Consider the following 15,727-nt stretch of genomic DNA (forward strand, 5'->3'; position numbering starts at 1 on the left):
AATCGATTCGCCGGATATTCGCTATGCGCGCAATCGATAACGCCAGGACCACCGATGAAACCCGTCGAACTCAACCGCATCGACCTGAACCTGCTCACCGTGCTGGCCGCGCTCATGCGCGAGCGCCACGTCAGCCGCGCCGCGGAGCGGCTGAACCTCGGCCAGCCCGCGGTGAGCCATGCGCTCGCACGGCTGCGCGAACTCACCGGCGATCCGCTGCTGGTGCGCCAGGGCCGCACGATGGAGCCGACCGAGCGCGCGCTGGCATTGATGCAGGGCCTCGCCCCCGCACTCGAACAGATCGAGGCCACCTTCCGCGCGCAAGCCGACTTCGAACCGGCCCGCGCCGCGCCGGTGTTCCGCATCGGCCTGACCGACGACCTGCAGATCGCGATGCTGCCGCGGCTGCTGCGCGCCTTGAGCGCCGAAGTGCCCCGCGCCAAGCTGGTGACGCTCACGGTCTGCTACCGCAACGCCATGAGCTACCTGGAGCAGGGAGAGGTCAGCGCGGTGATGTCTTTCCTGAAGGACCTGCCCGCCGACGCCAAGGTGCGCAAGGTCCGCACGGTGCGCTTCGCCATGCTGCGCGCCGATGCCGTGCCCGGAAAACTCTCGCTCGACGACTACTGTCGCCGCCGCCACGTGCTCGTGACCTACGCGGGCGACCTGTGCGGCACCGTCGACGAAACGCTCGGCGAAATGGGACGCCAGCGCGACGTGGCTTTTTCGGTACCGCAGTTCGGCAGCCTGCCCGCCGTGCTGGCCGGCACCGACCTGCTGGCCACGGTGCCCGAGCACGTGGCGCTGGCGCTGTCGGCGCAAGGCGGCCTTCGCCATGAGGCCCTGCCGTTCGAAAGCCCCGACTACCAGATCAAGCTGGCCTGGCGCGCGGTGACGGACAAGGACTCGGCGGAGACGTGGCTGCGCAAGGCGATGCTGCGGGCCTTCAACGACTAGGATCGCAACCCTTCCCTTAACTCTCCCGGAGGACACCGCATGCCGAGCACCGAGACAAACTTCGAGCTGACCGCCAACGACGGCTACACGGTGGAAGCCCACCGATGGCAAGGCGCCGCACCGCGCGCCATCGTCCAGCTGGCGCACGGCATGGGCGAGCATTCGCTGCGTTACCGCCCGCTCGCGGAGGCACTCACGCATGCCGGCTACGTCGTCTACGCAAACGAGCACCGCGGCCATGGCAAGCGCGCCTCTGAACGCGGCGAGCTCGGCGAATTCGGTCCACGCGGATTCGCCGGCCTCGTGGACGACATGGCGCTGCTGAGCCGGCATGCGCGCGCCGCGCACCCCGGCCTGCCATTGCTACTCGTCGGCCACAGCATGGGCTCCTTCGCCACGCAGTACTACCTGGTGCGGCACAGCGAGCTGCTGTCCGGCGCGGTGCTCTCGGGCACCGCGGCCCTCGACCTGCTGGGCGCCGCGTTGCAGAGCGGATTCCGCCTCGAAGACATGAACGCCGCGCTGCCCGATGTGCGCACCCCGTTCGACTGGCTCAGCCGCGACCCGGCGCAGGTCGACAAGTACATCGCCGATCCGTTGTGCGGGTTCACGGTCTCGACCGAGGGCCTGGGTTCCATGTTCGCGGACCTCGCTGAACTCACGCCCACCGCGATGCAATCGCGCATCCGGCCCGAGCTGCCTCTGTACCTCTTCATCGGCGACGAGGACCCGGTCAGCAACAAGGCCGAATGGTTCTACCCGCTGGTGCAGCGTTACCGGGAGGCGGGCCTGCGCGATGTGTCGTGCCATGTGTTCGGCGGCGCGCGCCACGAGACGCTGAACGAGACCAACCGCGATGAAGTCGTGGCCGTGCTGCTGGCGTGGATTGCGCGCGTCGTGTCATCCACTCGCTGAATCGAAAAAAATGCGAAACCTCCGAACGATCATCGCCTCCACCCTCGCCCTCCTGGCTTTGTGCAGCAGCGTGTCGGCGGCAGAACTCAAGGTGCTGACCGCCGGCGCATTCAAGCCGGTGGTCGCGGCCTTGGCGCCGGCCTTCGAGCAACGCACGGGCCATCGGCTGGTCATCGACAACGACACCGCCGGCGCGCTGCAGCGCCGCATCGGCGATGGCGAGGCTTTCGACGTGGTGGTGCTGACGCCGGCCGCGCTCGATCAGTTGGCCAAGGCCGGCAAGGTGGATGCCGCCACGTCGGCGCGGCTGGCACGCGTCGGCATCGGTGTCGCGGTCAAAGAGGGCGCGCCGGCACCCGACATCGGCAGCGTGGCTGCGTTCCGGCAGGCATTGCTGGCCGCGCGCGCCGTGGCCTACATCGATCCGGCGGCGGGCGGCTCCAGCGGCGTGTACCTCTCGCAGTTGTTCGCCACGATGGGCATCGCGCCGCAGATCCAGGCCAAGGCGGTGCTGGTGCCCGGCGGGCTGGTGGCGCAGCGCGTGGTCGACGGCAGGGCCGACATCGCCATCCACCAGATCAGCGAGATCCTCGCGGTGCCGGGTGCCGCCCTGGTCGGCCCGATCCCCGCCGAGATCCAGAACTACACGGTGTATGCCGGCGCCGTGGCCGTCGCGGCACGCGACCCGGCGGCGGCACGGGCCTTTCTCGCGCTGCTCGGCAGCCCCGAGGCGCGCGAAGTGCTCAGGCAAAAGGGCATGGAAGGGCCTTGACCCGAGGCCGCTGACGGCGGGCTGCTTCGGTCAGTTCATCGCGACCGGCCATCGAAGTGCGTGACCGGCACGGCCTGCAGGTCGATGCCTTCGATGCAGCGCACGTTGATGGCCGCCATCGGCTCGCCCTTCGGATTGGTTGCCTCGCTGTACGGCTGGATGCCGCAGTTCGGGCAGAAGCGATGCCTGATCGCGTGCTTGTTGAACAGGTAGGTCTTTGCGTTCTCTTCGGGCGTGAGCAGGTGCATCGCGTCGCGCGGCACGAACCACAGCAGCGACCCTCTGCGCTGGCACATGGAGCAGTTGCAAGCCATGGCCGAGGCGATCTCGCCCTCGGCCTCGAACTTCACGCGGCCGCAGTGGCAGCTTCCTTCGTACTTCATCGTGTGTGTCTCCTGCAGGATAGGGGCGCCAAGGATGGCAGCCGGCCGAACGCATGGCAAGCGCGCGCGGCCACGCTACGGCCCCGTCCTCACTTCGCCTTTGATTCCTCGCGCGCGCGCCGCGCCGCATTGAGCTCCGACATCGAGATATGAAGCTCCTCCATCGTCTGCGCAAGCAGATCGACCAGCGCCGAGCGTTGCCGCTGGCGCGCGATCTCGGCGCGCCGCGCCCGCTGCGCCTGGCGCTCTGTGGCATGGATGGCGCGGACCACCGGCGCTTCGTGGTCGTCGATCGACGGGCCGGGTCGGGCGTTGGCAGGCATCGCGATTCGACGCGTTCCCGCCACGCTCAGGCAGCGGCGGGAACACCCCGCGCGGCTTCTCCAACGGCCCCGCCGTTCGCCGCATCGCCGCGGGTTTCCGCGGCCGGACCGTAGTTGCGCAGGTGCAGGAAGAACTCGCCCATCATCTGCATCCACAGCCGCATCGCAAACGCGAGGTACGCGGGACTCACGCCGCCGGCGACCACCACGTCCATCTCCAGCACCACGAGGTCGCCGTGCTGCGCCACGCGCGCGAAGCGCTTGGTGCGGTGCCACGAGGCCAGCACGGCCTCGGGCAGCGTGCCGCCCTGCACATGCAGCGGACAGCTCAGCGTGAAGTCGGTGTACTGCGTGGTCGTGACCGGGTTGCCCCACAGCACCTGGAAGCCGACGCCGTGGCTCGCGCTGTGCAGGCGCACCACGCCGTTCTGCTCGATGGTGGTCACGGCGGCGCCCGCGGCCTTGATGGCGTCGGACACCTGCTCGGGCGTGACGGCGTCCAGCAGTTCGAGGTGCTGCGCCGCTGCGGCGGCGTCGTTGGCTTCGGTGTTGGTCGTTGTGTTGTTCATGTGTCTGCCCCTGTTGAGAAATTGTTCGGTTCGCGTTCAGTTCGTCTTCTTGAGCGCCGCGTCCAGCGCGGCGCCGTCGATGCTCAATTGAGTCGCCGGCGCGAGCTGCGCGAGATAGGCCTGCACGAGCTGCTGCTGCCGTTGCTGGCGCAGTGCGAGCTGCAACTGCGGCTTCATCTCGTCGAGCGTGGCGGTGCGCGCGGGCTGCGTGTCGAGCAGCTTCACGACGTGGAAGCCGGCCTGTGCCTGCACCGGCTCGCTCACCTGGCCGGGCTTCAGCGTGGCCACCGTGTCGCGCAGCTCGGGGAGCATGCGGGCCAGCGGCAGGGCCTCCACTTCGCCGCCGCGCTCGGCCGTGCGCTTGTCTTGCGAACTGGCGCGCGCCACGGCAGCGAAGTCGCCGGTGCGCGCCTGGCGGGCGAGCCTGCCCGCCTCTTCCCGCACCTTGCCGATGGCGGCTGCATCGCGGTCGGGCGTGGCCAGGAAGATCTGCGCCACACGGTAGCCGGCGGGCAGGTTGAAGTTGGCCTTGCCCTGTTCGTAGGCGGCCTTCACTTCCGCATCCGACGGATAGCCGGCCGGCACCTGGCTCACCGATTCGAGGTAGCTCGCAGCCACCACGCGCAGGGCGGCCTCGCGCACGGCCGCGTCGACCTTCGCCTTCACCTCGGGCCGGTCGGCCCAGCCCTTGCCGCGTGCATCGCGCAGCAGCGCTTCGCTCAACAGCCGCTGGCGCAGCCACCCGTCCAGGCTCGCACGGTCAGCCTTGACGGCCGCGCGCTCCGCCTCGGGCAGCGCCTGCAGCAGTTTCTCGACCTCGTCCTGGCCCACCGTGACCTCGCCCATGCGCGCCACCACGGCGTTGCCGGGTGCGGGCGCCTGCGCGGCGGCCACGCCGACCGACGAGACCAGCAGCACGCCGCAGGCGGCGCGCAGCCGTTGCGCGAGTGCCGCGTATTTCATGTGGTGTTTCGTCATTGCTTCTGCTCTCCTGATGCGGGTGCGGCAGGTGTGGCGGGTGCTGCATCCGCCGGTTTCGCCGGCGCCGGTGCATTCACCGCGCGCGCGTCGAACTTGCCTTCGTACAGCTTGTCGCCGTACTGCTGCGCGATCTGCTCGAACTTGACGCGGCTCTGCGCGGCAAACGGCTGGCGCGAGGCCAGCACGCTGCCCAGGTCCACCGTTTCGTAGGCGCGCAGGATCTCCTGCCCCACGGCGTAGAGCTGCGCGTTCTTGGCCTCGCACTGGGTCAGCGCGGTGCGCTGCGTGGTCGCCTCGGTGGCGAGCCGCTGGCGCTCGGCCTCTGCGATGCGCGCCATCTTCAGCAGGTCGTCGTAGGCGCCGCGGAACTGCGCGACCTGCGCCGTCGCCTTCTCGCTCGTGGCCTGGGCTTGCTGGCGCAATTGCTCGCCGCCCGCGCTGGCCTGCGCCCGCGCATGGCGTTCGGCGGCGAGTTGTTGCTGGCTCTGCGCCAGCTCCTTCTTGAGCGCATCGAGTTCGGACTTGCCGGCCGGCGCTGCGCCCGCCGGTGCGGCAGGTGCGCCCGCAGGCTGCCCCGCCTTCAGCGCAGCCAGTTCGTTCTGCGCCTGCTGCAGCTGCGTGGTGGTGATGCGCAACTGCGCGCGCAGCCGCTCTTCCATGCTCTGGCCCTGTTGCGGCGGCTGCTGGGCATGGGACACGCCGGCCGTGGCGGCCAGCGTGGCCAGTGAGACCAGCATCAGCGCCGGAAGTATTTTTCTGGACACGGCGGCTCCCTTAGAAACGCGCATTGAATTCGAGCTGCAGGGTGTCGATCGACAGCGGCGGTCCGAAGACCTCGCGGGTCGAGAGCCAGCGGCCGGTGAACCACATGTTCTTGTCGATCGCGTACGAGCCGCCCAGGAAGTAGCCGCGCGCATTGGTGCCGCCGCCATGGAAGGTCGAGTCGTTGTAGCCGTCCGGCAGCGCATCGGGCTCGATGCGCTTGTAGCCCGCCAGCACGTTCCAGTCGCCGCGTGCCGCCGGTGCCGGCTTGCCGTAGGTGGCCTGCAGCATGTAGGCATTGCCGCCGCTCTTGAAGTCGGCCTGGCTGGTACCGCCGGTGGGGCCGAAGTTGTTCAGGATGGTGCTGCGGGTGCCTGCGCGCCGCCAGATGTCGTTCGCGTCGTAGGCGGTGTTGCGCACGAAGTTCGCGTCCAGGCGCAGGTTGTTGCCGGCCACCTGCGTGTCCCAGCGCAGGTTCAGGTCGATCAGGCGGAACTGCGAGGCCAGGCCCACGTACTGCGGCTGCGGCGTGCCGGCCGGATTGAGCGGATCGAGCGAGATGTCGCGCAGCAGCATGAGCGTGTTGCCCTTCTGCATGAAGGCCGGGCGCGACCAGTCGGTGCTGCAGCCGTCGGCGCCGGCATACAGCGCACAGGGCTGCGACACCTGGCCGCTGATGTTGCGGAAGTTGTAGTACGCGAGCGCGCCCCGCAGGCGGTTGTCCTCGTCGATCTTCCAGTCGGCGCCCACCTGCGCGCCGAACAGCCATTTGTTCTCGCTCTTGGCCTTGAACTCGGCCTGGGTGCGGTTGGGCGCGTTGTCCGAGGAGTATTCGAGCGGAATCAAGCCGAGCGTGCCGAACAGCGTGAGGTCGCGATTGGAGGCGAGCTTCTTCTCGAACTGCGCGGCGATGCCGTCGAAGTTCAGGTCGTTCGAAAACAGCACGTCGGTCGACATGAAGGGGTTGCCGAAGCGGCCCGCCGTCACGGTGAGCCAGTCGACCGGCTTGTGCGAGATCCACATCTGGTCGAGCCACACGCTCTTCTTGCTGAGGCCCCCGCCCAGCGTCTGCGTGGTCGAAACCGGGCTCTCGTCGCTGCCCGAGGCCAGGCGCACGCCGGCCTTGGTGTCCTCTGAGAGGTCGGCGAACACGCCCAGCCGCGCACGGGCGCGGAACACGTTGCGGCGGCTCTTGAGCGTGTTGAGGATCGACGGCAGCGCGAGGTTGGTGTTCGGGTTGACGTCGTAGCCGGTGCCCTTGTTGAGCTCGGCCCAGTTGATCTCGATGTTGCTGTTGTTGCTCGCATAGCTGCGCGATTCGTTGCGCACGCGCACGTCGCCTTCCACGCGGATGCGCTTGCTCCACTCGGGCGTTTCGTTGGGCGCGGCCCAGCCTTCGGTCTGGGCCTGGGCCATGACCTGGGCCTTGATCTCGTCGCGGATCTGGTCGCGCACGGTCTGCGAGATGTAGGGCACGCGCACGTCGCCCGCCTCCAGCCGCACGCCACCAGCCGCGCTGGCCGACGCCGCGGTGGCCGAGGCGGCCAGGCGCTGCTGCGTCTGCTGCGCCGCAAGGGCCTCGGTCTGGGCCTGCGCGAGCAGTGCCTCGCCCACGTCCTTGGCGAGCGTGCCGCTCTGGATCAGGCCGCGGATCAGCTTGACCATGGCGGTCTCGCCGGACGCGGGCGCGGCCTGGGCTGCGGCGTTGCCGGCCGCGAAGGCGAACACGGAGGCCACGGCCGCCGCGAGCGCGCATTGACGCAGGGTCGGCATGGCGCCCCGGCGCTGGATGTTTTGGAGATGGTTCATCGCTTCGTTCACAGGATTGAATGGAACAGGCAGGGCTTCGGCACGGGTGGTGGTCATGGCCGGCGCCCCTTCATGGACACGCGCATCGGAAAGCGCAGCGAGGCCGGTGGCTTCTCGTCGATGCGGTCGAGCGCGCGCACCATGGCGAGCACCGCTTCGTCGATGTCGTTCGCGCCGGTGCCGCGCACCAGTTGCGCACGCGTGGTCTTGCCGTCGGCGCCGAGCCACAGGTCGATCTGGATGTCGTCGAACACCAGCTGGCGGGTGCGCGGATCACGCGACAGCGCCTGCTGCAACATGCTCGACACGTAGCGCGCATACGAGCCGCTGCCCAGGCCGCCGCCGGCACCGGTACCGCTCATGCCACCGCCGCTGCCGGCCTGGATGCCGAAGGCGTCGTTGCCGGCCTGGCCGGCGCTGTCCATGGTCACCGGGTCGCCCAGGTCCTTCGAGGGGCTGGGCGGGGTGTCGTCCTTGGGCGGCTCGAGCGGCTCGACCGGCTTGGGTTCGGGCTCGGTCACGGGCTTGATCTTTTCCGGCTCGGGTTCGGGCAGCTTCTCGGGCTCGGGCGGCGGTGGGGGTGGCGGCGGCAGCATCAGCATCGGCGCGTCGGCCACCACGCGCCGGGTGCTCGCGGTGTCGGTCAGCAGGTGCCACACCAGCGCCACCAGCGCGGCGAAGATCGCCAGGCCGATGACCACACCACCCCAGCGGCGCCACAGCCCTGTCGGCCTTCTCTTTGCGCCCGCGCGCGCGAAAGCAGAAGTCGGGTCGCGAGGATTCACTCTGCGTTCCTCACTTCTGCTTGCCGGTCACGAGGCCGATCTGGTTCAGCTCGATGCGGCGCAGCAGGTCGAGCACGTCGATCACCTTCGCGTACTGCACGCTGGCATCGCCGCGCACGATCACGGGGAAGTCGGGCGACAGCGCCTTCTCGGTGCGCAGGCGCTCCTCGAGCTCCGGCAGCGTCACGGGATAGGCGTCGAGAAAGACGTTGCCCGCGTTGTCGATGGTGATGGCCTTGGTCTTGGGCTTCTCCAGCGCCACCGAGGCGCTGGCCTTCGGCAGGTCGACCTTGATGCCGGGAATGCTGGCGTTGCTGGTGAGGATGAAGATCACCAGCACCACCAGCAGCACGTCGACGAAGGGCGTGATGTTGATGCCGCCCGCGCGCTTGCGGGTGCCGAACTTGGCTGCGGTGTTTGCCATGGCGTGCTGTTCTCCGCCGCTCAGGCGCGCTTGACCACGGCATGCGGCAAGGAGCGGCCTTCGCCCTGCTCTTCCGCCAGACGCGTGACGAACTCGTCGACGAACACCGCCATGTCGGCGCCGATGGCGTCCGAGCGCGAGGCGAGCCAGTTGTAGCCAAAGAGCGCGGGAATCGCGACGCCCAGGCCCGCGGCGGTACACAGGAGCGCAGCCGCCATGCCGGGCGCCACCGAGTTGATGTCCACCGCGCCGGCCATGGCCGCGACGACGAACACCAGCATGATCCCGATCACCGTGCCGAAGAGGCCCACGTAAGGCGCGCCTTCGATGGTGGTGGAGAGCCAGTTCATGCGCTTGGACATGCGCTCGGTCTCGCGCACCATCACGCCGTCCATGGCGGCGCGGATCGCGCCGATGGTGGCGTTGGACACAGCGCTCAGGTCGTAGCCGCGGTCATGGCGGCGGCGCATCTCGTCGATGGCCACTTCGTACAGGCGCCACAGCGACGAATCGGCGCGCACGTCTTCCGGCACGCTGTTGCTCACGGCCAGGCGGTCGAGCGGTGCGCCCGCGGCCTCGCGGAAGTGCTCGATGAAGATGCCGTTGGCGCGCGAGGTGGCGCCGTAGCTGCGGCCCTTGCCGATCATGATGGCCCACGACAGGACCATCATCAGGCCCAGCAGGCCCACGACGACCCACGCGTCCAGCGGCATCGCGGCGAGGATGAAGCCGAAGTGGCTCTTGCCGGCCTGCTGCTCGTCGGCACCGAAGACGGTGAGGCGCGATTCGGCGCCCTGCGACACGGCATCGGCCAACAGCAAGGCATCGGCGCGCGCGACCTTCGAGAGGCGCACCTCGTCGATGGCACCGGTGAACGGCGCGAAGCCCGCGGGAGCTTGTACGCCCTGCGCGACGGCTGCGCCGGCCGGCACGTCGGCACCGATGGCGGCGGCCGTGTTCAGCGCCGGCAGCTTCGCCGCGAGCGACACCGCGGGACGCCCACCCACATACAGCGCCACGTTCTCGCCCTCGGCCTTCACCGCGATGTGCGACCACTGGCCGGCCTGCACCGGCTGGCCCGGCGTGCTGCGCTGGCCGTTGACCTGCACGAAGGGCACGCCCTGGTCGATGCCGACCACGAGCTCGCCAGCGCCGTCGCGGCGCGCATAGATCGCCTGGCGCGCGCCGAGCTGGTCGGGCTTCACCCAGGCGGAAAAAGTCAGCGTACCGCCGGCCTGCACGGCGAGCGACGGCGTGGCGGGCAGCATCAGCGGAGCGGTTCCGAGCTGTGCGCCCTTGCCGATGACCGTGCCTTCGACCGGCACCGCCGAGGTCTGGCCGTTGTTGCCGTAGGCGGTGGTGTCGCGCGGCGGCACCGCGCCTTCGGCGAAGTGATAGACCAGCGTGTAGTCGGGGTCGAAGCTGCGCTGGCCGTTGCCCGACGCGGGCGCCTTCGGGTTGCCGTAGTACATCCACAGCTTCTGCGGCGTGCCGGCCGAGACGTTGGGCACGTCGACCCAGATCAGCGCCATGCCCAGCAGCGGATCGAACTGCTCGATCTGGTGGTTGAGCACCGTCTTGTCGTCGGCCGCGACGAAGCGCAGGTCGGCGCCGGTTTCGCTCACGCCTTCGAACTTGAAGTTGCCCGTGTGCAGGCGCACCAGCACCGGCACGCGACCGGCATCGCTGCCGATGGCGCCCGCCTGCGGACCGCCGTCGATGGTGACGGGCTTGCGGTAGGACCACTCGGCCTGCCACCAGGCGTGCGCCAGGCCCGGCAGGAGCGTGCTCAGCAGCGTGAGAACGATGAGAAGAATTCGTCGCATGACAGGGGTCTCCGGAAAACTCGTAGGAAAAAAATGAAAGAACACTGGGCGCCGTGCGGATCAGTAATTCGCGGTAAGGCTGAAATTCACCCGCGGGTCGTGCTTCTTCGTGCGCGGTCCGTCCGTGAGCGGGTAGCCGATGTCGACGCGGCCGGCCAGGTACTGCCCGACCTTGAAGCTGGTGCCGACGCCCAGCGAGTACAGCGAGAAGCGGTCGTTCTGCTCGGCCAGCGGGTTCTTCAGGCGCAGCCGCGCCGCATCGGCGAAGGCATAGACGCGCCAGTTCTCCACCGCGCTGCCAAGGTAGGTGAGCGGCTGGCTGCGCAGCTCCACCGAGCCGACCACGCCGTAGTCGCCGGTGGCCTCGGCCGAGAGATAGCCGCGCACCGAGTTCATGCCGCCGGCGGCGATCTGCTCGCTCGACACCAGCGGCGAGTCGGCCAGTTGCCCGTTGAAGCGGAAAGAAAGCTGCGAGCCGCCGTCGAAGTTGTGCGTGCCGTTGAGGTCGGTCTTCAGCACCATGAACCGCGGCGTGGACTTGTAGCGCTTGTAGTCGAACTCGACCTCGTCGCTGCCGTACTTGAACGAGCTGCTGGTGCCCACCACCAGCGAGATGCCCACGCCGTACTGGCTCTTCTCCGTCTGGCGGAAGCCCGAGTACGAGAGCGTGATCGGCGCGTACTTCAGCGGCACGGTGTCGCCGCTGCCCTTGAGCGTCAGCGCTTCCTTGTTGTTCTTGAGGTCGAGGCCGAAGCTGAACGCATGCCACCAGTTGCCGGCATTCGGCACGGTGTAGGTCGCCTTCAGGCCGAAGGAATTGCCCTTGCCCAGCACGTCGGTGCCGCCCACCGTGGCCACGTTGCTGTCGGACACGAAGGCGTTGGCCTCCACGCTCCAGTTGGTGCCTGCGAACGGCGCTGTATAGGAGGCGGAGATCACCTTGGTCTGGCTCAGGTCCTGCGGCGCGCCGAAGAAGCTGATGGAAGCGCTGTGGCCCAGCTGCCAGAGGTTGTCGTGCCCGAGCGATGCGGACGCACGCAGCTTGCGCGTGTCGGCGCTGTAGTCGTTGTTGAGGCCGACGCTCGCGCGCCACGGGCTCGAGTCCTCGACCTTGAGGTCGACGTCCATCGTGCCCGGCATGCTGCCCTGACGCACCAGCGGCATCACCTGCCGCTTGGGGCCGCGGTTGAGCGCGGAGAGCTCGGACTGCGCCGCGTTGAAGTTGGGCACACCGCCCTCCTTCAGCGCGGGCACCTGGTCGCGCACGTCGAGCGGCGAGTTGTATTCGGCGCCCACCACGCGCACGCGGCCCACGCGGGTTTCGTTGACCTGCAGGAACACCACGCCCTGCGTCACCTGCTGCTCGGGCAGGTCGACGTACACCGACTGGTAGCCCGCCGCCTGGTAGGCCGCGAGCAACGCATCGCGTGCGCTCTCCACGTCTTTCAGCGTGCGCTCGGGGCCGAGAAAGGGCGTGACGGCTTTCTCGATGGCGCGCGCGTCGAGCACGGTGTTGCCGCGCACGATGTATTCGTTGATGTCGACCTTGCGCGCGGGCTCGGGCGTTGCCGCCGTGGTCGCCGTTGCCGCCGCGGCCGGTGCAGGTTCGGCCGCGGGCGCCTGCGCGAGGGCCGCTCCCTGGGCGCCCATCGCCATCGTGGCCAGCCACACCGCTCTCCAGCGCGCCGGTGGGCCTTTCTTCTTCATGTCATGCATTTACAGCTCGGTTCTCAAGGATGAAGCTCGCGTGGCAGCGAGTTCATGATGGAGAGCCTTCATGTCGCTGCTGCGTACGGATATCTAGACGCGCGGCGCGCACGGCGACTGTCGTTTGTCACGAAAACTTCATCGAGAAATTGGCGGCGGGTGGTTTTGCGCACTTAAGAAGAAGGACCTCTGCATGAAAAGAGGCCTCTTTCTGTTAGTGCTTCGTCTTTGCAATGACTTGCGTGCTGCCTAGACTGCCGGGCTCGCCTGCACGACGATCAGGTGTTTCGCACGACGGAGGAGAAAACGAATATGCGCACGATCTTTTTGCATGGCATCGCGGCACTGCTGGCATGCGGCCTCTGCGGCGCGGCCATCGCGCAGGAGGCGACGGGCGGCAACTGCGTGGAAGTCACCGTCAACGGCGAACGCGCACCTTCGTATGACTGCCTCACTCAGAAGCTGCAGCCCAAGGCCCCGGCACGCGGACCCGACGATGCGCAACCCGGCATGGCCTCCGAAGCCATCGCGCAGCGGCCTTCGAACCAGCTCGGCCTGTTCAACCGCGCGGCGACCGGGCATCGCATGGGCAACACCTTCGGCACCTCGGTCCATCCGCAGCGGCCGCCGCCGGTGCCACCGGCTTCGCCGCTGATCAACCGGCGCTGATTTCCGCAGCCCCGAGAGCGGCATCAATCCAGCGGAATGACGCGGCGGAAAGTCTGGATGCTTCCGCTGCCGGCCGCCTGCACATCGAACGCGAGCTCCAGCCCCGTTGCACCCGCGCGCGCGGGTGCAACCGTCGGCAGGTTGCGCCATCCCTGCCCCGGCTCCCAGGCGCGGATGTGCGACGCGGCCACGTCGTTCAGCACCACGACGCGCGCGGCATCGTCCGGCGCAGGCAAGGGATACGAAGCCGACGCCGCGCCCGCGGCACGGTAGAGCACGTTGCCGCGCTGCCACCATTGCACGCGCTGCCACTGGCCGGGCGCGGCGGGCGCGGCACGGATGATCTCCATGAAGAACGGCAGGCTGGTCTGCCGGCGCACCTGCAACGCGGGCGGCAGCAACTCGGCGGCCGCCGGCGGCGCCGCGGTTTTCGCGCCTGCCGCATCGGTCCCCGCATCGGCGGCGGCCTGCAATGCATCGATCTCGCGCGACCCCAGCTCGGTGGTGGCACGCAAGGCGATGTCGCGATCCAGCTGGTCGAGCGCACGCAGCAACAGGGCAATGCCTTCGGTGCGCTCCTCGAGCATGCTGTTGGCGCGGGTCACGCCGTCGAGGCCGCGCCAGGCCATCACGCTGAGCACGGCCATGATCGTGATGGCGATCATCACCTCGACCAGCGTGAAACCCGCCTGCGGCCGCCGCCTCATCTACCGCCCCCCGGCATGCGCGTCTGCAGCGAGGCGAGGCGCCGGTCGCCGTCGTCCGCGAGATAGACATCCACCGTCACGAGGCGCAGCCCATCGACGGCGGCACTCGCTTCGAGCCGGCAGACCAGCCGCACGCTGCCTTGCGGGCAAGGGCTGCGCACCACGCCCGGGCCCGCCGGTCCCTGTCCCATGCGCAGCTCCGCCAGGCTGTTCTCCGCGGACAGCATCGCGAGCGACTGCTGCTCCAGCATGCCGAGGTTGGTGATGGTAAGGCTCGACGCGCGCACGATCGCCGCGAGCGCGATGCTGACGATGGTGAGCGCCATCAACACTTCGATGAGCGTGAAGCCCGTGGCACGCGAGCGCATGGCCTAGCGGACCTCATAGCCGCCTGCGGCATCGCGCAGCACGGTCACCGCGGCATTGCCATGGCGCAACACCAGCTGCCAGTTCGCGCCGATGGGCTCGGACGTGAGCAGTACCGCCCCGGCGGGCACCACCTCCACCGGCCCCACACGCCAGGCCCTCGGGGCCAAGATGTCGTCGCGCGCAAAGGTGTCGAGCGTGCCCAGCGTCGATACCGTCGGTACGTTGCTGCCGGGCACCGTCTGCCAGGTGCCGCGTGCGAAGCGGTAGCCATCGCCATCGGCCTGCCAGGCAATGACGCGCCCGTCGACACGCACTTCGTTCTGCGCGACCGCGAAGCGGCGCACCAGCTCGTTCGCGTCGCGGCGCAGCTCCTGCGCGGGGTCGGGCGCGATGCCCAGGCTGATCGCCGCGGTCGCGATGCCGATGATGACCATCACGATCATCAGCTCGATCAGCGAGAAGCCGCACGCGTGCGCGGCGGTGGTTCGCGGTGGCAGGCACGCCTTCATCTCGCGCGGGTCCGGTTGGTTGTCGGTTGGTTGTCGAAGCCGTTGCCCATGCTAGGCGCGCTGTGTGACACGAAACCCCAACGGCCCTGTGATAGACATGCAGTCCGCAACCGCCTCATGAAAGCAACGATGACCGATCCCGTCAAACCACCCGCCCGGTACATCGTCCATGCAGCGGGCCTGCTGCTGGTCTTGGCGGGCGTCGCGACGTGGAGCCACCTGCTGTCGCGGCCCGCGCCACCCCCGCATGCCGCGCAAGTGCAGGCGGCCGAACCCGACTCGACCGCCGATGCGCAAGCCGCATGGTTCGGCCCCGGCGAGGTCCGCGCGAACATTGCGGTGAAGGGTTTGATCAAGGGCGCGGACCACGGCGTTGCCGTGCTGGCCGTCAACGGCGCGGCGCCCCGGCCGTACCGCGTGGGCGAGGCGTTGACGCGATCGGTCACGCTGTCGGCCATCGAGGCCGGCGCGGTGGTGATCGACAAGGCCGGCGTTTCCGAGCGCATCGCCGCGCCCGTGCTGCCGCAGCCCGCGAGCCCCGGCATCGTGCGCGCGGCGTCCATCACCGGGTCGCCTTAACGCAGCGCGTCGTGGGGCCTCGCCTCCGGCGCCGAGCTCACCGAGGCCCAGGTCGACAGCGCGTGCAGCAGCCCGCGGTTGACCCTGAAATCGCCCTCGCCGGATTCCGGAAGGTACGTATTCGATAGGCAGCGCGTCACCACGCGCACCGCGCGCGGATCGGCGCCCAGCGCCTGCAGTTCGCGCGTGAACTCACCGCGCCCGGGCAACTCGTCGGCGAACTTTTCGAAGCCCGCGAACCAGCGAAAGAGCATGTTGTAGGTGAGGCTCTCGTGCACCTTCTCGCCGTCTTCCAGCGAGTAGATGATCTGCAGGATCAGGCACTTGAAGAGCGTCGAGGCCTCGATGCCGAACGTGTGCTGGCGCTGCAGGTCGGCCAGCAATGTGCGCTCGTAGCGCAGCGCGTCTTCCACCAGGTCATGCAGCGCCACCAGCGGGTGGCCCTGCGGCACCAGCGCGCGCAGGTTGTCGGCCTGCACCCAGGCCTGGTGGCTCACGATCCAGACCCAGGGCGATCCGTAGCGGTTGACCGCCACCGGCCCCTCGCGGGCGCGTTCGACGATCTTCGACAGCTTGGCATCCAGCTCCTGCATGGTGACCCGCATGGGCGACATCCACTTCATCTTCTGTTCCCTTCATTCCCCGAACGACTATGCAACAGGATGCGTGACGGTGGCACGG

At 68.8% G+C, this 15,727-nt stretch carries 19 protein-coding genes; 5 read left to right on the forward strand and 14 right to left on the reverse strand.

What is annotated here, in order from left to right; translation table 11 throughout:
- Positions 1-54: 54 nt before the first annotated feature.
- Genes NU688_RS09205 through NU688_RS09215 form a run of 3 tightly spaced genes read left to right on the forward strand, consistent with a single transcriptional unit; the run spans position 55 to position 2,644 of the window.
- Entirely contained in the window at positions 55-957 is a 903-nt protein-coding gene (locus NU688_RS09205) for a LysR family transcriptional regulator (RefSeq protein WP_257860234.1), read from the forward strand.
- A gap of 39 nt (positions 958-996) precedes the next feature.
- Positions 997-1,872 carry an alpha/beta hydrolase gene (locus NU688_RS09210; protein WP_257860235.1) on the forward strand — a complete coding sequence of 292 codons (876 nt, stop codon included), beginning with the start codon at positions 997-999 and terminating at the stop codon, positions 1,870-1,872.
- 10 nt (positions 1,873-1,882) lie between these two features.
- Positions 1,883-2,644 carry a substrate-binding domain-containing protein gene (locus NU688_RS09215; protein WP_257860236.1) on the forward strand — a complete coding sequence of 254 codons (762 nt, stop codon included), beginning with the start codon at positions 1,883-1,885 and terminating at the stop codon, positions 2,642-2,644.
- A gap of 35 nt (positions 2,645-2,679) precedes the next feature.
- Here the strand turns inward: NU688_RS09215 and NU688_RS09220 are convergent, their stop codons facing one another.
- From NU688_RS09220 to NU688_RS09265, 10 genes are all read right to left on the reverse strand, one after another.
- A complete protein-coding gene (locus NU688_RS09220; protein ID WP_257860237.1) occupies positions 2,680-3,027 on the reverse strand; it encodes a GFA family protein in 348 nt (115 codons plus the stop codon).
- A gap of 89 nt (positions 3,028-3,116) precedes the next feature.
- A complete protein-coding gene (locus NU688_RS09225; protein WP_257860238.1) occupies positions 3,117-3,350 on the reverse strand; it encodes a hypothetical protein in 234 nt (77 codons plus the stop codon).
- Positions 3,351-3,376: 26 nt separating this feature from the next.
- Positions 3,377-3,919, reverse strand: a complete 543-nt coding sequence (locus NU688_RS09230; RefSeq protein WP_257860239.1) for a YbjN domain-containing protein — start codon at positions 3,917-3,919, stop codon at positions 3,377-3,379.
- Positions 3,920-3,955: 36 nt separating this feature from the next.
- Positions 3,956-4,897, reverse strand: a complete 942-nt coding sequence (locus NU688_RS09235) for a peptidylprolyl isomerase (protein ID WP_257860240.1) — start codon at positions 4,895-4,897, stop codon at positions 3,956-3,958.
- Complete coding sequence (locus NU688_RS09240) at positions 4,894-5,664, reverse strand: hypothetical protein (RefSeq protein WP_257860241.1); 771 nt, start codon at positions 5,662-5,664, stop codon at positions 4,894-4,896. The genes NU688_RS09235 and NU688_RS09240 overlap by 4 nt, the downstream gene beginning before the upstream one ends.
- Before the next feature lie 10 nt (positions 5,665-5,674).
- The gene (locus NU688_RS09245; protein WP_257860242.1) at positions 5,675-7,471 is read right to left on the reverse strand and encodes a putative porin; all 1,797 of its coding nucleotides are present in this window, start codon (positions 7,469-7,471) and stop codon (positions 5,675-5,677) included.
- A 53-nt stretch (positions 7,472-7,524) separates the two neighbouring features.
- Positions 7,525-8,256 carry a hypothetical protein gene (locus NU688_RS09250; RefSeq protein ID WP_257860243.1) on the reverse strand — a complete coding sequence of 244 codons (732 nt, stop codon included), beginning with the start codon at positions 8,254-8,256 and terminating at the stop codon, positions 7,525-7,527.
- Positions 8,257-8,266: 10 nt separating this feature from the next.
- Complete coding sequence (locus NU688_RS09255) at positions 8,267-8,680, reverse strand: biopolymer transporter ExbD (protein ID WP_206173739.1); 414 nt, start codon at positions 8,678-8,680, stop codon at positions 8,267-8,269.
- Positions 8,681-8,700: 20 nt separating this feature from the next.
- Positions 8,701-10,506, reverse strand: a complete 1,806-nt coding sequence (locus NU688_RS09260; protein ID WP_257860244.1) for a DUF2341 domain-containing protein — start codon at positions 10,504-10,506, stop codon at positions 8,701-8,703.
- A gap of 60 nt (positions 10,507-10,566) precedes the next feature.
- The gene (locus tag NU688_RS09265) at positions 10,567-12,213 is read right to left on the reverse strand and encodes a ShlB/FhaC/HecB family hemolysin secretion/activation protein (RefSeq protein WP_308340289.1); all 1,647 of its coding nucleotides are present in this window, start codon (positions 12,211-12,213) and stop codon (positions 10,567-10,569) included.
- 312 nt (positions 12,214-12,525) lie between these two features.
- On the opposite strand from NU688_RS09265, the gene NU688_RS09270 reads away from it, so the two are divergent.
- Complete coding sequence (locus NU688_RS09270; protein WP_257860246.1) at positions 12,526-12,882, forward strand: hypothetical protein; 357 nt, start codon at positions 12,526-12,528, stop codon at positions 12,880-12,882.
- A 23-nt stretch (positions 12,883-12,905) separates the two neighbouring features.
- Here NU688_RS09270 and NU688_RS09275 read toward each other — a convergent pair whose 3' ends face one another.
- Genes NU688_RS09275 through NU688_RS09285 form a run of 3 tightly spaced genes read right to left on the reverse strand, consistent with a single transcriptional unit; the run spans position 12,906 to position 14,467 of the window.
- Complete coding sequence (locus NU688_RS09275) at positions 12,906-13,589, reverse strand: type II secretion system protein J (RefSeq protein WP_257860247.1); 684 nt, start codon at positions 13,587-13,589, stop codon at positions 12,906-12,908.
- A complete protein-coding gene (gene gspI / locus NU688_RS09280; RefSeq protein WP_257860248.1) occupies positions 13,586-13,957 on the reverse strand; it encodes a type II secretion system minor pseudopilin GspI in 372 nt (123 codons plus the stop codon). The genes NU688_RS09275 and gspI overlap by 4 nt, the downstream gene beginning before the upstream one ends.
- A 3-nt stretch (positions 13,958-13,960) precedes the next feature.
- Positions 13,961-14,467, reverse strand: coding sequence for a prepilin-type N-terminal cleavage/methylation domain-containing protein (locus NU688_RS09285; RefSeq protein ID WP_257860249.1), 507 nt, complete (start codon positions 14,465-14,467; stop codon positions 13,961-13,963).
- A 129-nt stretch (positions 14,468-14,596) separates the two neighbouring features.
- On the opposite strand from NU688_RS09285, the gene NU688_RS09290 reads away from it, so the two are divergent.
- The gene (locus NU688_RS09290; protein ID WP_257860250.1) at positions 14,597-15,046 is read left to right on the forward strand and encodes a type II secretion system protein N; all 450 of its coding nucleotides are present in this window, start codon (positions 14,597-14,599) and stop codon (positions 15,044-15,046) included.
- Here NU688_RS09290 and NU688_RS09295 read toward each other — a convergent pair.
- Entirely contained in the window at positions 15,043-15,651 is a 609-nt protein-coding gene (locus NU688_RS09295; RefSeq protein ID WP_257860251.1) for a transposase, read from the reverse strand. The two genes, NU688_RS09290 and NU688_RS09295, sit on opposite strands and share 4 nt — an antisense overlap.
- Positions 15,652-15,727: the final 76 nt, after the last annotated feature.

It is taken from the genome of Variovorax sp. ZS18.2.2, assembly GCF_024701975.1.
GTDB lineage: Bacteria > Pseudomonadota > Gammaproteobacteria > Burkholderiales > Burkholderiaceae_C > Variovorax.